The 15,567-nt window shown below is 64.7% G+C and carries 16 protein-coding genes; 6 read left to right on the plus strand and 10 right to left on the minus strand.

What is annotated here, in order from left to right:
• Positions 1-33: 33 nt before the first annotated feature.
• Positions 34-690, plus strand: coding sequence for a ribonuclease HII (locus tag NA2_RS06305; RefSeq protein WP_008595451.1), 657 nt, complete (start codon positions 34-36; stop codon positions 688-690).
• Between the two features lie 119 nt (positions 691-809).
• On the opposite strand, the gene NA2_RS06310 is transcribed toward NA2_RS06305, so the two are convergent.
• Positions 810-1,379 carry an NnrU family protein gene (locus tag NA2_RS06310; RefSeq protein WP_008595456.1) on the minus strand — a complete coding sequence of 190 codons (570 nt, stop codon included), beginning with the start codon at positions 1,377-1,379 and terminating at the stop codon, positions 810-812.
• 109 nt (positions 1,380-1,488) lie between these two features.
• Here NA2_RS06310 and NA2_RS06315 point away from each other — a divergent pair, with 109 nt between their 5' ends.
• Positions 1,489-2,235: a TetR/AcrR family transcriptional regulator gene (locus NA2_RS06315; RefSeq protein WP_008595458.1), complete on the plus strand. Its 747-nt coding sequence runs from the start codon at positions 1,489-1,491 to the stop codon at positions 2,233-2,235.
• Positions 2,236-2,388: 153 nt separating this feature from the next.
• On the opposite strand, the gene NA2_RS06320 is transcribed toward NA2_RS06315, so the two are convergent.
• The 8 genes from NA2_RS06320 to NA2_RS06355 all read right to left on the minus strand — a co-directional run bounded on the left by NA2_RS06320 (position 2,389) and on the right by NA2_RS06355 (position 8,694).
• On the minus strand, positions 2,389-2,868 hold the full coding sequence (locus NA2_RS06320; protein WP_008595460.1) for a F0F1 ATP synthase subunit B: 480 nt from the start codon (positions 2,866-2,868) through the stop codon (positions 2,389-2,391).
• A gap of 12 nt (positions 2,869-2,880) precedes the next feature.
• A complete protein-coding gene (locus NA2_RS06325; RefSeq protein WP_008595462.1) occupies positions 2,881-3,462 on the minus strand; it encodes a F0F1 ATP synthase subunit B in 582 nt (193 codons plus the stop codon).
• Positions 3,463-3,527: 65 nt separating this feature from the next.
• Positions 3,528-3,752, minus strand: coding sequence for a F0F1 ATP synthase subunit C (locus NA2_RS06330; protein ID WP_008595464.1), 225 nt, complete (start codon positions 3,750-3,752; stop codon positions 3,528-3,530).
• A gap of 121 nt (positions 3,753-3,873) precedes the next feature.
• Positions 3,874-4,623: a F0F1 ATP synthase subunit A gene (locus NA2_RS06335; protein ID WP_008595476.1), complete on the minus strand. Its 750-nt coding sequence runs from the start codon at positions 4,621-4,623 to the stop codon at positions 3,874-3,876.
• Between the two features lie 37 nt (positions 4,624-4,660).
• A complete protein-coding gene (locus tag NA2_RS06340; RefSeq protein ID WP_040676902.1) occupies positions 4,661-5,014 on the minus strand; it encodes an AtpZ/AtpI family protein in 354 nt (117 codons plus the stop codon).
• A 245-nt stretch (positions 5,015-5,259) separates the two neighbouring features.
• Positions 5,260-6,444 (minus strand): cell wall hydrolase, encoded by a 1,185-nt coding sequence (locus NA2_RS06345; protein ID WP_008595479.1) that lies wholly within the window; start codon positions 6,442-6,444, stop codon positions 5,260-5,262.
• A gap of 134 nt (positions 6,445-6,578) precedes the next feature.
• The gene (gene der, locus NA2_RS06350; RefSeq protein ID WP_008595482.1) at positions 6,579-8,006 is read right to left on the minus strand and encodes a ribosome biogenesis GTPase Der; all 1,428 of its coding nucleotides are present in this window, start codon (positions 8,004-8,006) and stop codon (positions 6,579-6,581) included.
• A 22-nt stretch (positions 8,007-8,028) separates the two neighbouring features.
• Entirely contained in the window at positions 8,029-8,694 is a 666-nt protein-coding gene (locus NA2_RS06355; RefSeq protein ID WP_008595484.1) for a tetratricopeptide repeat protein, read from the minus strand.
• Between the two features lie 225 nt (positions 8,695-8,919).
• On the opposite strand from NA2_RS06355, the gene NA2_RS06360 reads away from it, so the two are divergent.
• Positions 8,920-9,909, plus strand: coding sequence for a polysaccharide deacetylase family protein (locus NA2_RS06360; protein WP_040676981.1), 990 nt, complete (start codon positions 8,920-8,922; stop codon positions 9,907-9,909).
• A gap of 60 nt (positions 9,910-9,969) precedes the next feature.
• Here NA2_RS06360 and NA2_RS06365 read toward each other — a convergent pair whose 3' ends face one another.
• Positions 9,970-11,553 (minus strand): BCCT family transporter, encoded by a 1,584-nt coding sequence (locus tag NA2_RS06365; RefSeq protein ID WP_008595489.1) that lies wholly within the window; start codon positions 11,551-11,553, stop codon positions 9,970-9,972.
• Between the two features lie 420 nt (positions 11,554-11,973).
• Here NA2_RS06365 and NA2_RS06370 point away from each other — a divergent pair, with 420 nt between their 5' ends.
• The 3 genes from NA2_RS06370 (at position 11,974) to NA2_RS06380 (ending at position 15,513) form a co-directional block, all read left to right on the plus strand.
• Positions 11,974-12,243, plus strand: coding sequence for a YMGG-like glycine zipper-containing protein (locus NA2_RS06370; protein WP_008595491.1), 270 nt, complete (start codon positions 11,974-11,976; stop codon positions 12,241-12,243).
• A gap of 202 nt (positions 12,244-12,445) precedes the next feature.
• Complete coding sequence (locus NA2_RS06375) at positions 12,446-13,405, plus strand: sugar-binding transcriptional regulator (RefSeq protein ID WP_008595492.1); 960 nt, start codon at positions 12,446-12,448, stop codon at positions 13,403-13,405.
• Between the two features lie 53 nt (positions 13,406-13,458).
• Complete coding sequence (locus tag NA2_RS06380; protein WP_008595493.1) at positions 13,459-15,513, plus strand: bifunctional aldolase/short-chain dehydrogenase; 2,055 nt, start codon at positions 13,459-13,461, stop codon at positions 15,511-15,513.
• Positions 15,514-15,567 lie beyond the last annotated feature (54 nt).

Raw genomic sequence — 15,567 nt, forward strand, 5'->3', positions numbered from 1 at the left:
GAGAATCGGAACCGATGCGAGCATCGCCGCACCATGGCTCGTACGCGTTCCGATTCTCCTGCTCTTTTCGACCTGCCCGTGCGCCCCGACTTCCACATGGAAGCCGGCCTGATGCGTGAGGGACAGATGCCTGTGGCGGGCCTTGACGAGGCCGGTCGCGGCCCGCTCGCTGGCCCGGTGGTGGCCGCGGCGGTCATTCTCGATGCCGACCGCCTGCCCGAGGGGCTGGACGATTCGAAGCGCCTGTCCATGGAAGCGCGCGAGCTGCTTTTCCAGATGATCATCGATACAGCGCTCAGCGTCTCCGTGGCGTCGCTGTCCGCCTCGAGTATCGACGGTTCCGACATCCTGCGCGCCAGCCTGGAGGCGATGCGGCGGGCGGCGCTCGGCCTGTGCGTCGCGCCGCGCTTCGCACTCGCCGACGGGCGTGACATCCCCCCCGGCCTGCCCTGCCCCGCGCGCTCGGTGGTCAAGGGCGATCAGCGCAGCCAGTCGATTGCCGCCGCCTCGATCATCGCCAAGGTGACGCGCGACCGAATGATGGCGCGCGCCGCCCAGGTCGCCCCGCACCACGGCTTCGAGGCGCATATGGGTTACGCCACCAAGCGCCACCGTCTGGCCATCACCGAGCACGGTCCGATCGTCCGCCTGCACAGGATGAGCTTTGCTCCACTGAAGCAGACTGCGTGACCGGGGCAGGTTCCCGCAGGCATGCGGCGCGGAGGCTTCCGCCTGAAAGCAGCGGACCTATCCCCTCGTCTTTCCGCGTTCATGCAGACGTCAGGTGATTTTACCAGACTGCAAACGCCCTATATCGGCGCAACGCCGATCAGCCATCGGTGCAGCCAGCCCACGAACAGGACATAGAGGATCAGTCCTCCGCCAATGGCGATGGCATCACCGCTCCAGCTTCCGCCGGCGGAGGCTTGCGTCGTGGCAGGCCGACCCGACGCCGAGCCCCAGTCGATCACGGCCCAGAGGGCAAAGCCGCCGAACAGGAGCAGATCGGCCAGCGTGCCGTTGGCTAGCAGATGCGCCAGGCCCCAGAGTACGGTCGCCGCGAGCATCGGATGGCCGATCGCCCTCCTGATCCGCCCGGGCACATAGGCAGCGATCAGCAGGGGGAAGATCGGCAGGAGCAGGAGCAGCGCCAGGTGCCGCAACGACGGCGGCGGCGCATAAAGGACGAGCGGATCGAGCCGCGCCAGCCCATAGCCCCAGACGATCAGCGCCAGGCCGGCGAAGGAGACGAGCGCATAAGGCAGCAGCCAGGCACGAAGACCCCTCTGCGCGATGACCCGCGCCCGCATCTGCGGCGCTGCGATGCGAAGCGAATGGATGCCCAGAAACAGGACGAGACCGAGTATGAGCACCGACATGAAAGCCCCCAGTCGAGCCGTGAAAGCCCCGCCAGGAGCCTCCGGATCGCTTGCAGCAGAGTGGAAATTTATATACTCTAACTAAAGTTAGAGGGAATAACGAGTCAAGATGCAGACTGTCGATGATTCGCAGGAAACCGCGCCGGTGGACCGCAAGGAAAGGCAGCGGCAGACGATGCAGGCGGAGATCCGAGCGACGGCGCGCGGGCTGCTCGTCGATGAGGGCGGGGCCGCCGTCACCATCAATGCCATCGCCCGCCGGATGGGCCTGAGCGGTCCGGCCCTCTACAGGTACTATCCGAGCCAGGCTGCGCTCATCGACGCGCTGCGCGCGGATTTTTACGGCGAGTTGATCGCGGCCATGCGGCAGGCCTCGTCACACGGTGCCGGTGATGCGCCCGGCAGCGGCCTGCTCGCAATGTCCCGGTCCTTGCGCGGCTGGGCGCTGGCGCACCCCGCCGAGTTCGGCTGGCTGTTCGCCAGTCCGACGGCCAACCGGGAACCCGGCGCATGCGATCCCATCAAGAGCGAGATGGGACATGCTTTCGGCCAGGTGTTCCTCGAGCAGGTATTGGCCATCTGGGAGGCAAAGCGTTTTCCCGTTCCCAGCATCGAGGACATGCCGGCGATACAAGCAGAACAGCTGCGTGCCTTCAGCGAGCGGCTTGGCGGGCGCCTACCGGCCGAGGCCGCGTCCGTCTACCTCGCGTGCTGGATGCGGCTCTACGGGCTTCTCTGCATGGAGATCTTCCGGCAGATCGATTTCGCCTATGCGGACATGACGCCGATCTACGAGGAATGCCTGCAGGAGCTTTGCCGCCTGCTCGACATCGCCTATGCGCCGCCAGACGGCTGACGCAGGCCCTCAAGTCTTGCGCAACGATGAACGGGCCCATTGCCGCGTTTACGCGGGCTCAGGTCATTCCACCCGGCTGCAAAACGCTTCGGCAGAAACGAAAAGGCCGCCGGAGAACCAGCGGCCTTCACATTCGTTGCGGTCTGCCCGAAATCAGTTGAGCTTCGCCTTCAGGTCCTGAAGAGAGGCCTTGAACAGGTCGCCGCCGGTCTTGGCGTCGACCTTGTCGGACAGCACACTGCGGGCTGCCTCCACGGCCAGATCGACCGCGCTGGCGCGCACCTCGTTGACAGCCTCCTGCTCGGCCCGGGCGATCTTCTGTTCGGCCAGGGCGGTCCGGCGAGCAACATACTCGTCCGTCTTCTCCTTGGCTTCCTTGACGATCAGCTCGGCCTCGTGCTTGGCGGCGCCGACGATGTCCTGCGCCTCCTGCTCGGCTTCCTGGCGCTTGCGCTGATACTCGGCCAGCAGCTGCTGGGCGTCTTCACGCAGCTTGCGCGCTTCGTCCAGCTCGTTGCGGATCCGGTCGGCGCGCGCGTCGAGCGCACCGTTGATCATCGCCGGAACCTTGTAATAGGCGAGCACGGCCAGGAAAAGAATGAGGGAGATGAAAGCCCAGAATGTCGCGTCCATTGGCGTTCTCCCTTACTGCTTCACAGCCTTGACGGCGGCTGCCGCGGCGGTCTTGTCGAGACGTCCGCCAACCAGTTCCTGAACGATCGATGCCGCGGTTTCCTCCGCGATCGCACCGACGTCCTTCATGGCGGCGTCCTTGATCGCGCCGATGCGCTTTTCAGCGTCGGCGAGCTTGGCCTCGAGTTCCTTCTCGACGCCATGCCGTTCGGCATCGGCTTCCGCTTTCGCGGCATCGCGCGCTTCCTGGCCGATGACATTCGCCTTCTTGCGGGCCTCCGCCAGATCCTGCTCGTAGGCAGCGACCGCCTGATCGGCCTCTTCCTTCATGCGCGCCGCCTGGTCGAGATCCTGGGCGATGCGGTCACGCCGCACTTCCAGAATGCCGCCGATGCGTGGCAGCACGACGCGTTTCAGGAACAGGTAGAACAGCCCGAAGGTAATCGCCAGCCACAGAAGCTGCGAAGGAAACGTCGACGAATCGAACGGCGGGAAGTTCGGCGCGTGTGCGCCTTCCGACGCGACGCCGGTCTCCGTATGGGTCGCGTCCGCGGCGCCCTGCGCCGAGGCTGCGAATGCCGATGCCACAAACATAGTCTACCTCTTTTAAAACCGGCCGGCCGCGCATCCGTGCGACCGGCCCCGCACGCCAGGTGCGCTTAGGTGAAGAGGAGGAGCAGGGCGACGAGCAGCGAGAAGATGCCGAGCGCCTCGGTCACGGCGAAGCCGAAGATCAGGCGGCCGAACTGGCCGTCGGCAGCCGACGGATTGCGCAGCGCGCCCGCCAGGTAGTTGCCGAAGATGTGGCCGAGGCCGATGCCGGCGCCGCCCATGCCGAGGCAGGCGATGCCCGCGCCAATGGCCTTTGCTGCTTCTACTTCCATTTTGAAACTCCTTGTGATCCGTATTAAATGCGTTTTCTTCAGACTTGGCGATAACCGCCGGTGAACTCAGTTTTTCCTGCGCCGGGCAGCGTCGGATGTCCCTCGCCTCTCACATCATGCATCAGTGGCTCGGGTGCAGGGCGTCATTGAGGTACATGCATGTCAGCACCGCAAAGACATAGGCCTGCAGGAAAGCCACGAGGAACTCGAGGCCGGTGATCGCCACCGTCATGATGAGCGGCAGCACCGCGCCGGTAATGCCGACCGCGCCGAGCGCGCTCAGCGATGTGACAAAACCGGCGAAGACCTTCAGCGTGATGTGGCCCGCCAGCATGTTGGCGAAGAGACGCACCGAGAGGCTGATGGGACGCGACAGGAACGAAACCACTTCGATCAGCACGACCAGCGGAATCAGGACTCCGGGAACGCCTTCGGGCACGAAGAGCTTCAGGAAGCCCAGCCCGTGTTTCCAGAAGCCGTAGACGAGAACCGTGCCGATCACCAGCAGCGCCAGCGCGAAGGTGACGATGATGTGGCTGGTCACCGTGAAGAAGTAGGGGAACAGGCCAAGCAGGTTGGCCACCAGAACGAACATGAACAGGGAGAACACGAAGGGAAAGAAGCGCATCCCCTGCGATCCCGCCGCGTCGCGCAGCATGGAGGCGACGAACTCGTAAGCCATTTCCGAGATCGACTGAAGCCGGCCCGGCACCAGGCCGCGGCTCGACGTGGTCAAAAACAGGAAGGCGCCCGCGGCGGCAACAGTTGCCACCATGAAGGCTGAGGAATTGGTGAACGAGAAATCCAGCCCGCCGATCTCGATCGGAATCCATTTGGAAATCTGGAATTGATGGATCGGATCGTTGGCCACCGGGACCCCCTCGTTTCTGGCTGGCGCCTGGCGCCGACTATTTCCTGTCGGAACCCTTGCCGCCGGCAGGCGGCTTGGCCCCGAATTCTGCAATCTGCCCCGCGGAGCGCAGGACATTGAGAACGCCTGCCCCAAACCCGAGAAGCAGGAAAATGATCAGGCCCCAAGGAGACGTCCCGGCCATCCGGTCGATGAACCAGCCAAGCCCCGCGCCGACGGCGACGCCGGCAATGAACTCACTGGACAGCCTCAGCGCATTGCCGAAGCCCGCCATGCCACCTTGTGCCTTCCCCGCGCTGCCATCTGGCTTGTCCGGCATCTTCGACGCGAGGGCTGTCTCCAGATCGCGCCTCCGACGTTCCAAATCGTCCGGTCGATCCTGATTGGCCACTGCAATCTCCGTACCGGGTTTGCTGGTCAGCAGCTCTCCGCTTAAAAGTCGCGCGCAACATAGTGAGCGCCCTCGCCCCAGTCAAGCCGCTGATATCGCCATCAACAAAGGCAGAAAAATCAATAAAATCAGAATATTACACAAGTGCGACAAAGCGCGCGCCGCGTCAGCGGGCCGAGCAGGCGGGAATCGCGACGGAACTTCGGCGGTTTCCAGATGCCGGCGGAGGCATTTCCTCCCGCGGATCAGTTCCAGCCGCCGCCATAGGTGCGGTAGAAGATGTGCTGGCCGATCTTCTTCATGCGCTCCATCGCATTCGCCCAGCGCGGATGCACATAGGTCGCGTGGTAATGCGTGGCGGAGCCCACCTCCGGCAGCCAGATCTTGCCCGCCGTGGTGGCCATGGCGACGTCCTGCGCCATCTTGAAATGCGCCGGGCTCTGGACGCGGTCGCGAATGCCGTCGCAGGCGAAGGAGAACTGGCAGCGATTGCGCCATTTCTCGTTCTGATAGACCACCCCGCAGATGCTGCCGGGATAGGTCGGGTTGCGCACGCGGTTGAGGATCACCTGCGCAACGGCGGCCTGGCCCTTCACGCTCTCGCCGCGCGCCTCGAAATAGATTCCGGCGGCGAGACAGCGCTGCTCGCTCTCCGAAAAGACGCTGGCCGGAAGGGCCTTGCGCGCCCAGGGATGGTCCTTTGCGCCGACCGGCGGAATGAAGCGGCCGGCATCGGGCTGCTCCTCGCGCAGGATGCTGGCAAAGGGCGAGGCCTTCGCATAGTCCGGCTTCACCGGCGCATAGGCCGTGGCGAGAATATCGGGGCGGTCGTTGTTGACCAGTTCGGCGATCGCCGTCGGCAGGCCGCCCGCGCTCTTTTTCTCCCGCTTCATGTAGAAGGCGGAGGCGATGCTGACTTCCTTGCCCTTGATCTCCGGCTTGACGAAAGTCATGCGGACACCATCCGTGGGCATCTGCCGCAGCAGCGACGTGTGCTGTTCGAAGATCGATCCCGCATTGAACAGCTTGGGGGGCAGCATCGGCGCCACCTCGACCAGACGGCCGCTCTTCTCCGCGCGGTTGATCCGCTCCTCGTCCGGTGTCTCGGGCGCGACTCGTTTCTCGCTGCGTAGCGCCACGGCACCGATGCCGGGCGCGCGCATGCCCGAGCCGGAGATGCCGGCGGTCTTCAGGCCGCTGTCCACGAAGGGCATTTCGGCCTTGTGCACGGAACCTGCGACGGAACGTTCGACGAAATTCGACCAGCGGGCGGCGCCGCGCTCGTCACCGGAGATGAAACTCGCCATGTCCTGATGCGCGACGATGCCGGGAAAGCCGATCCAGAAGCCAAGCGCGACCAGCGCCGGAGCCAGAACAGAACGATGATCCCCCTTCGCCGCACGCGACGTTCTTCCACTCCGACGAAGCACCCGCACTCTCCGCAACGCAACTCGACCCAGTTGCCGTCAAGATAATTGGTTAACCTTGACCGCTGGTTAACGGCAATGCGGAACGCACTCCGCCCGTTGGCTCAGGAAACGCGGACGTTGCAGGAAAAGTTGTGTCAGCCGCGCTTCTTCGCGCGTCCCGCATAGGGGTTTTCGGAAGTGCGCAGGGCGATTCTGATCGGCACGCCGAACAGGCCGAAGGTCTCGCGCAGGCCGTTGACCAGATAGCGGACATAGGATTGCGGCATCGCGTCGGGCCGAGAGCAGGAGACCACGAAGCCCGGCGGGCGGGCCTTGATCTGCGTGATGTACTTCACCTTCAGGCGACGGCCCGCAACCGCGGGCGGCGGATGCTGCGCGGTGGCCGCCTCCAGCCAGCGGTTCAGCCGGGCGGTGGACACGCGGCTGTTCCAGGTCCGGTGCGTGCGCTCGACCGCCTCCATCAGCTTGTCGAGCCCGCGGCCGGTCTCGCCCGAGATCGGCACGGCCTGCAGGCCGCGCACCTGCGGCAGCAGGCGCTCGGTCTTCTCGCGCAGCTCCGCCAGGGTTTCCTGACGGTCCTCGATCAGGTCCCATTTGTTGAAGGCCAGCACCGGCGCGCGGCCTTCCCGCATCACGAGGTCGGCGATCTGCAGGTCCTGTTTTTCAAAAGGCATCGTGGCGTCGAAGACGACGATCACCACTTCGGCGAAACGGATCGCGCGCAGGCCATCGGCGACGGAGAGCTTTTCCAGCTTCTCCTGCACCCGCGCCTTGCGCCGCATGCCGGCCGTGTCGAACAGCTTGATCTTGCGCTCGCGCCACAGCCAGTCGACCGAGATCGAATCACGCGTGATGCCCGCTTCGGGGCCGGTCAGCATGCGGTCCTGGCCGATCAGCGCGTTGATGAGAGTCGATTTTCCGACGTTCGGCCGGCCGACGACGGCGATGCGCAGGGGCTTGCCCGAATCGTAGGGGACTTGCTCAGCATCCGGGTCGATGTCCTCGCCGACGGCGATCTCCTCGCCCGGCAGGGCGACGGGCTCCGGGTCCTCCGCCAGCGCCACCTCCTCGCCGAGCCCGGCAACGATGGCGTCGCGCAGGTCGGACATGCCGAGGCCGTGCTCGGCCGAGACGGCGACCGGCTCGCCAAGGCCAAGCTCCCAGGCGTCCAGAACACCGGCCGCGGCGGCGTTCACGTCGATCTTGTTGGCGACAAGGATGACCGGCTTGCCCTTGCGGCGCAGGAGATTGGCGAAGGTGGAATCGTCGGGCATGATGCCGGCGCGCGCATCGATCATGAAGACCGCAATGTCGGCCTCGTCGATGGCCAGTTCCGTCTGGGCGCGCATGCGCCCCTCCAGCGTCGGAGCGGCGGCGCTCTCGAGACCCGCCGTGTCGATCACCTCGAAACGCAGATCCTGCAGGCGTGCGGGATGGGAGCGGCGGTCGCGCGTGACACCCGGCGTATCGTCGACGATCGCCATGCGGCGACCGGCCAGGCGGTTGAACAGCGTCGACTTGCCGACATTGGGTCTGCCAATGATCGCGAGCTTGAATGTCATGGGGTCACCCCGGCTCCGGGTATCACTCGGCGGGGCCTGACCCGGCGATCAGTTCCGACATCAGCTCGGCGCGCTGGCGAATGTTGCGGGGCGCGGCCGCATCGCCGGAGATCTGCCCGAACAGCCGCAGGGCGTCCTCGCGCTTGCCCTCCTTCCAGGCGGACAGGCCGAGGGCCTCCCGCGCCGAGTGGCGCAGCGCATTGCCGTCTGCCGTCAGCGTCTCGACCCGCGCCGCCACATCGGCATAGGAGCCGTGATCGACCAGCAGAAGGCCGGCCCGCAGCCGCGCGACATCGGCAATGACGTCGGTGATCGCCCTGTCGTTGGCGATGGCGTCGAAGGCAGCGACGGCTGCCTGCGGGTCGCCATCGGCGGCCAGCACCGTGGCGGCGCGCATGCGCGCCAGCAGCGGATAGGAGCCATGGCCGGATGCCTCCAGTTCCTTGAAAGCCGCCAGTGCCTCGTCGTTCTCGCCCTGGCGCGCCAGGTCCAACGCCTGGGAGAAGGCATCGCCCGACGCGTTGGCCCGCGAGGCGGTCCAGCGCTCGTAGCCGACATAGGCCGCGGTCGCCAGGACGAGCACAACCGCCGCGCCGATGGCGATCGGCCCGAAACGGCGCCAGATGGATTTGAGCTGATCCTGGCGGAGCTCTTCGTTGACTTCGCGAATGAAACTGTCGTCGGACATGTGCGAACCGCTTCTGGCAGGGTCTCCCCCGCAATGACTTCATCGCCCGGCTTTTTAGACGAAATTCGCCGCCATGGAAGGGGGCGCGGGCATTTCATGGGTATTCCGCCGATTTGCGGCCTTTGCAAGGACGGTTTTCGCCGAAGGCGCGTCCGCTCCAAACTCGGCCATATTCTCACGATACACAAGGTTCAGAAGAATCAGCGTTTTCCGGAAGTTCATTTCATGTTGAGATCATTTTGCGCCGGCGCAGCGGCACTGGCGTTCACGGGGTCCTGTTTTGCCAATGACGCCTCGGCTCCGCCAGCCCCTCCCCCGCAATATGTGATCATCTCCTTCGATGGCGCGCTGCATCTGGAGCAGTGGCAGCGCAGCCGGGCGCTGGGACAGGAGACGGGCGCCCGTTTCACCTTCTTCCTGTCCTGCGTCTATCTGCTGTCGCCGGAAACGCGGCGCGCGTATCAGGCGCCCGGCATGGCACGCGGGCGCTCGAATGTCGGCAGCGGCTATTCCCGCGCCGATGTGGAAGGACGGCTCTCGCAGATATGGACGGCGCGCGCGGAAGGCCACGAGATCGCCAGTCACGCCTGCGGCCATTTCGACGGGAAGGACTGGAGCGCCGCAGACTGGGAGGCCGAGTTCGACCAGTTCACGGCGATCGCCGCCAATGCATGGAAGCTGAACGGGATCGACGGCGAACCCAAGGGCTGGCAGGATTTTGTCCGCAAGGACATCCGCGGGTTTCGGGCACCCTATCTCTCGTCCAGCCCCGCCCTGTTCGCGGCGCTGGGCGCGCGCGGCTTCGACTACGATGCCAGCACGGTCTCAAGCGGTCCCGTTCTTCCCAGGACGCGCGGCGGCGTCACGCGCTTCTCCCTGCCGCTCATTCCCGAGGGGCCGCGTGAAAAGCAGGTCATCGCGATGGACTACAATCTCTATGTCCGCCATTCGGGCGGCAAGGAGAAGCCGGAGAATGCGTCGGCCTTCGAGGAACGCGCCTACCAGGCCTTCATGACGAGCTTCGAGAAAGAATACGCCGGGAAACGGACGCCCGTGCAACTGGGCTTCCACTTCACCCTGATGAACGATGGCGCCTACTGGAACGCGATGGAGCGTTTCGCGCGCGATGTCTGCATCAGGAAGGACGTGCGCTGCGTGAGCTATCGCGACTATCTCGACCGGCAGGCCGGAACCGCCGCGAACGGCGGCACCTGACCGTGAAACGAATAGCCCCGGCGCAGAGCGCCGGGGCCGTTTCTTCCAATGTCGCCAGGGTCAGGCCCGGTGCTCGGAAAGCAGCGCCTTGTAGGTGGCGTAGAGCATGACCATCAGGAGGATGGCGAAGGGGAAGCCCGTCGCGATCGCTCCCGCCTGGAGGGCCGCAAGCCCGCCGCCCAGCAGCAGCACGATCGCCACCAGTCCTTCGAACAGCGCCCAGAACACACGCTGCGCGACCGGAGCGTCGATCTTGCCGCCGGCGGTGATCGTGTCGATCACCAGCGAGCCGGAATCCGACGAGGTCACGAAGAAGACGATCACCAGGATGATGCCGATCAGCGAGCTTACGCCGGCCAGAGGCAGGTCCGCCAGCATGGCGAACAGCGACAGCTCCGGCACATAATCGACGACCGTCTGCTGCACGCCGTTGTATCCCTCCGTCAGGTACTGCTCGAGCGCCGTGCCGCCGAAGGTGGTCATCCACAGGATCGACACCAGGGTCGGGATGATCAGCACGCAGGTGATGAACTCGCGCACCGTGCGCCCCTTCGAGACGCGGGCGATGAACATGCCGACAAAGGGCGACCAGGAGATCCACCAGGCCCAGTAGAAGGTGGTCCAGCCATGCATGAAGCCGGTGTCCTCGCGGCCGATCCAGTTGGACAGCGCCGGCAGTTCCTTCACATAGGACCAGGTGTTGGAGAAGAAGCCCGTCACGATGGCCAGCGTCGGCCCCAGAATGATGACGAAGGCCAGCAGAAGCAGGGCCAGCACCATGTTGATCTCCGAAAGGCGCTTCACGCCCGCGTCGAGACCGGCGACGACCGAAATCAGGGCGACGCCGGTGATGCCCATGATCAGCAGCACCTTCATCGTGTCCGTGTTGGGCACACCGTAGAGCTCATTCAGGCCGGCAAGCGCCTGCGAGGCGCCGAACCCCAGCGATGTGGCCAGACCGAACAGCGTGGCGAAGACCGCCATGATGTCGATCACATGACCGACCCAGCCCCGGATGCGCTCGCCGAAGATCGGATAGAAGGCCGAGCGGATCGAGAGGGGCAGCCCCTTGTTGTAGGTCGCCAGCGACAGCGCCAGGGCGAGAACGGCGTAGATCGCCCAGGGATGCAGTCCCCAGTGGAAGATCGTGGCCGCCATGCCCATCTCCCGCGCCGCGGGCACTGCCTCGGCAACGAGCGCACCATCGACGACCGGCGCTTCCAGCCCGAGGGGCGGATTGTTGAAATGATACATCGGCTCAAGCACGCCGAAGAACATCAGGCCAATGCCCATACCGGCCGCAAACAGCATGGCAAACCAGCCGGAATAGGAATATTCGGCAACCGCATCCTTGCCGCCAAGCCTGACCTTGCCGAAGGGCGACAGTGCTACCACCAGGCAAAACAGTACGAAAAGATTGGCCGACAACATGAAGACCCAATCGAAGGTCGATGTCAGCCAGGTGCGTAACCCGCCCAGTACGTCGCCGGCCGCGTCGCGAAAGATCAGCGTCACGATCACGAACGCGACGATGAGAACGGCGGAGACGAAGAAAACGGGGTTATGAACATCGAGGCCGAGAACACGCACATTGTCCTGCCCGGCTTCTAGTCCGTGATCCTCCTCGAGGGTTGTCTCAGACATATTTTTTACTCCATTTCTGTCCGATGGCTGGAGGCAAACGACTCTTAAAGCCGCCCGCCGCCGGAACATTCCTCCACAAATCAAAGCGTGGCCGAAAAGCGCCATCGCGCATGGCCTGAATGCGACTTCGAAGGTGTGGATTGAGACCAGACTCGGACATATGGAGCCGGGATGGAACCCCCGACGGACAAAAATCTGCCTAAAACTTGCCAAAATTCCGCCAACCGAAGAATCGGCTCAACCGACTGCTAACGCAGCGGCAATGCCTACAAGTCGAGGCAAACTGTGCTTGTGGGTCGGAATTTGGCCTGATTTAATTCCTAAACTATGTCGCTATAGGGACATGTGTTGAGACTGAACAGCTTGCGGAACCAAATCGCCGCATGCGACTTACGACTGAAGGACACCTGGAGAGGACCCATGAAAAAGAGCATTCTTCTCGTACCGGCACTGCTTCTCGGCATCGCAGCCTGCACGCCAACGGAACAGGGCGCGGCATTCGGCGGCGCAAGCGGCGCGGCCATTGGCGCACTTGCCTCCGGCAACAAGGTCGAGGGCGCAATCATCGGCGGCGCCATCGGCACCGTCGCGGGCGCCCTTGTCGGTCGCGCTTCCGAGAACAGGAACCGCTGCATCTACCGCGACGAGTATGGCCGCCGTTATGAAGCGCGCTGCCCGCGCGGTTACTGATCGCAGCATCAGAAACCGTCTCAGGACGGCCTGAAGCAAAAGGCCGGGATGTTCCGCATCCCGGCCTTTTCATATTCCTGTCTTCTCGCATCCCTGTCTTCATCACATGCGCACGCCTCAACCGCTGTGCACTGCGTCGAATTGACTTTTGTCAATCGACATGAATAATGTCGAGACAAGAAGCGGCGCGGCTGGGAGCGGAATGGCTTATCGTCCCACGGATCAGATCATTCATAAAGCCGCCTGGCTTTACTACACGCATGGCCTGCGTCAGGACGAAGTGGCGCAGCGGCTGAACATTTCGCGTGCTTCCGTCGCGCTGTATCTGCGCAAGGCGCGCGAGGCCGGCATCGTCAACATCTCCACATCGACCCATCTCTTCCGCGACGACCGTCTGGCGCGCCGCGTCGAGGATGCGTTCGGGCTGGACACGGTCTGGCTGACCGGCAATGAGGGCCTCCATGCCACGCCCGCTGCCGAGATCCCCTCCCTCGCCGCCAATGTGTTCGTCGAGATGGTCGAGAACGGCGGACGGGTCTGCGTCGCCTGGGGCCGCACCGTCTATGCCATCGCCGATGCGATGAACTATGCCGACCGGGAAGGCGTCACCGTCGTCGAGATGTGCGGCAATCTCGGCTCTCCCTATTCCTACCGCCCCGACCAGTGCACGATGGAGATCGCCCGGCGCCTCAATGCCAGGGGGCTGAACTTCTACGCGCCGCTGGTGCTCAGCACGGAAAAGCTCGCGCGCGAGCTGCGCGAAGAACCGGTGATCCGCGAACAACTCGACGGCATCGGCGATTGCGATTTGGCCCTGTTCACGGTCGGCGCGCTCGACACGGACAGCCACGTCATCAAATGCGGCGCGCTCAGCGTCGAGGAACTGGCCAGGCTGAAAGCCATGGGCGCCACCGGCGTGATCGCCGGGCAGATCATCGGCGCCGACGGCAAGCTGCTCGATTGCGACTATAACCGGCGCATGATCTCCGCCGATTTCGACGCGATCCGGGCCATTCCCAGACGCCTGATGGTCGTTCAGGAAGACGAGAAGTTCGAGCCGCTGCTGGCGGCCATCGCCGGCGGGTTCTTCACCCATCTGGTGACCACATCCTCGATGGCCGCGCGGCTTGTCGAGCATCACACACAACCGATGCCGGCCTGATCGTCGATCTGCTCGGGGCGGCAAGCAAACGCAAATCAGCACACGGGAAGACCATGCAGAATCTCTGGAACGACAGCCACGCCGAAAAACTGGTCGAGGACTATGCGAAGAAGGGCGTCGCCCGCGATCTGGCGCTGCGGGTCTACACGACGCGCCTGCTGGGCGGCGAGCCGCGGCTGGTGCTGCATGGCGGCGGCAACACCTCGCTGAAGACAAGGGCGACCGACATTCTGGGCCGCGAATGGGACGTGCTGTGCGTCAAGGGCAGCGGCTGGGACATGGGCGTCATCGAGCCGGCGGGCCTGCCGGCGGTGAAGATGGACGCACTGCTGGCCGCCCGCGGGCTCGACGCGCTCGGCGACGAGGACATGGTGGCGATGCAGCGCGCCAGCCTGATCGACCCTGGCTCTCCCAACCCGTCGATCGAGACGCTGCTGCACGCCTTCCTGCCGCACAAATTCGTCGATCACACGCACTCGACGGCAATCCTGGCACTGGTCGACCAGGAGGAGAGCGAAGCCCTGTGCAAGAAGGTGTTCGGCGCCAAGATGGGCTTCGTTCCCTACATCAAGCCCGGCTTCGACCTCGCAAAGGCGGCGGCCGACATCTACGACGCCAATCCGGACGTGGACGGACTGATCCTCGACAAGCACGGCATCTTCACCTTCGCCGAGACCGCGAAGGAGGCCTATGATCTGATGATCGACTACGTGACCATGGCCGAAGACTATGTCGCGCATAACGGCAAGGCGCCGTTCAAGCCGGTCGCCCTGCCCGCCCAGCTCGCTTCGCCGGCCGAGATCGAACCCTATCTGCGCGGCGCCATCGCTGTTTCCCAAGGCGACGGCAAGTTCGGCCGCATGGTCTGCGACTTCCGCACCTCGCCGAAGATCCTCGACTACGTCAATGCCGACACGGCGGACGATCTCGCCAAGCGCGGCGTCTCGACCCCGGACCTGTCGATCCGCATCAAGACCGGGCCGATGGTCCTGCCCGCACCAGAAGCGGGAAAGCTCGATCAGTACGGCAAGATGATCCGCGAGAAGGTCGCGGAATACGCCGCCCGCTACAAGGACTATTTCGAGACCAACAACGCCGCCGACGATGTCGAGCGGACCATGCTCGACACGATGCCCCGCCTGACGCTCGTGCGCGGGCTTGGCCTGTTCGGCCATGGCCGCAGCATGAAGGAAGCGAAGATCGCCGCCGATGTCGGCGAGATGCTCGTCGAGGCGGTGACGGGCGCCGAGGCCATCGGCTCGTTCCACCCGCTGGCGCTGTCCGATCTGTTCGAGCTTGAATACTGGTCGCTCGAGCAGGCCAAGCTCGCCTCCAACAAGCCGAAGCCGCTCTCCGGCCAGGTGGCCTTGGTCACCGGCGGCGCGGGCGCCATCGGCGCCGCGACGGCGAAGCTGTTCGCCGCGCAGGGCGCGCATGTGGTGGTGGTCGACCTGGACGGCGACAAGGCGAAGGATGTCGCCAAGGCAGCCGGCAACGCGTCGATCGGCCTTGGCGCGGACGTCACGGACCCGGCGGCGGTCCGCGCCGCCTTCGACAAGGCGCGCGAGACCTTCGGCGGCGTCGACATCGTCATCTCGAATGCCGGCGCCGCCTGGGAAGGCAAGATCGGCGAGCTGGAAGACGCCACGCTGCGCAAGAGTTTCGAGTTGAACTTCTTCGCCCATCAGAGCGTCGCGCAGAATGCGGTCCGGCTGTTCAAGCAGCAGGGCACGGGCGGTGTGCTCCTGTTTAATGCCTCGAAGCAGGCGGTCAATCCGGGGGCGAATTTCGGCGCCTACGGCCTGCCGAAGGCGGCGACGCTGTTCCTGTCGCGGCAGTACGCGCTGGACTACGGCTCGATCGGCGTGCGCTCGAACGCCGTCAACGCCGACCGCATCCGCTCCGGCCTCCTGACCGACGCGATGATCGCCAGCCGCTCCACCTCGCGCGGCCTGTCGGAGAAGGACTATATGGGCGGCAACCTGCTCGGCCTCGAAGTGCGCGCCGAGGACGTGGCGCAGGCCTTCCTGCACCAGGCGCTCGCCGAGCGCACCACGGCCGACGTCACCACCGTCGATGGCGGCAACATCGCGGCGGCGTTGCGGTAGGAGCAGCGGCGTCGGCGCGTGCCCCGACAATCAGCACAAACAAAAAGGGCGGCC

Origin of the sequence: Nitratireductor pacificus pht-3B, assembly GCF_000300335.1 — a bacterium.
Classification (GTDB): Bacteria; Pseudomonadota; Alphaproteobacteria; order Rhizobiales; family Rhizobiaceae; genus Nitratireductor; species Nitratireductor pacificus.

Bases quoted from the DNA above. Each gene is read 5' to 3' on its own strand.
- NA2_RS06305 (WP_008595451.1), top strand. From the start codon at position 34: ATGGCTCGTACGCGTTCCGATTCTCCTGCTCTTTTCGACCTGCCCGTG.
- NA2_RS06310 (WP_008595456.1), bottom strand. From the start codon at position 1,379: ATGTCGGTGCTCATACTCGGTCTCGTCCTGTTTCTGGGCATCCATTCG.
- NA2_RS06315 (WP_008595458.1), top strand. From the start codon at position 1,489: ATGCAGACTGTCGATGATTCGCAGGAAACCGCGCCGGTGGACCGCAAG.
- NA2_RS06320 (WP_008595460.1), bottom strand. From the start codon at position 2,868: ATGGACGCGACATTCTGGGCTTTCATCTCCCTCATTCTTTTCCTGGCC.
- NA2_RS06325 (WP_008595462.1), bottom strand. From the start codon at position 3,462: ATGTTTGTGGCATCGGCATTCGCAGCCTCGGCGCAGGGCGCCGCGGAC.
- NA2_RS06330 (WP_008595464.1), bottom strand. From the start codon at position 3,752: ATGGAAGTAGAAGCAGCAAAGGCCATTGGCGCGGGCATCGCCTGCCTC.
- der (WP_008595482.1), bottom strand. From the start codon at position 8,006: ATGACATTCAAGCTCGCGATCATTGGCAGACCCAATGTCGGCAAGTCG.
- NA2_RS06355 (WP_008595484.1), bottom strand. From the start codon at position 8,694: ATGTCCGACGACAGTTTCATTCGCGAAGTCAACGAAGAGCTCCGCCAG.
- NA2_RS06360 (WP_040676981.1), top strand. From the start codon at position 8,920: ATGTTGAGATCATTTTGCGCCGGCGCAGCGGCACTGGCGTTCACGGGG.
- NA2_RS06365 (WP_008595489.1), bottom strand. From the start codon at position 11,553: ATGTCTGAGACAACCCTCGAGGAGGATCACGGACTAGAAGCCGGGCAG.
- NA2_RS06370 (WP_008595491.1), top strand. From the start codon at position 11,974: ATGAAAAAGAGCATTCTTCTCGTACCGGCACTGCTTCTCGGCATCGCA.
- NA2_RS06375 (WP_008595492.1), top strand. From the start codon at position 12,446: ATGGCTTATCGTCCCACGGATCAGATCATTCATAAAGCCGCCTGGCTT.
- NA2_RS06380 (WP_008595493.1), top strand. From the start codon at position 13,459: ATGCAGAATCTCTGGAACGACAGCCACGCCGAAAAACTGGTCGAGGAC.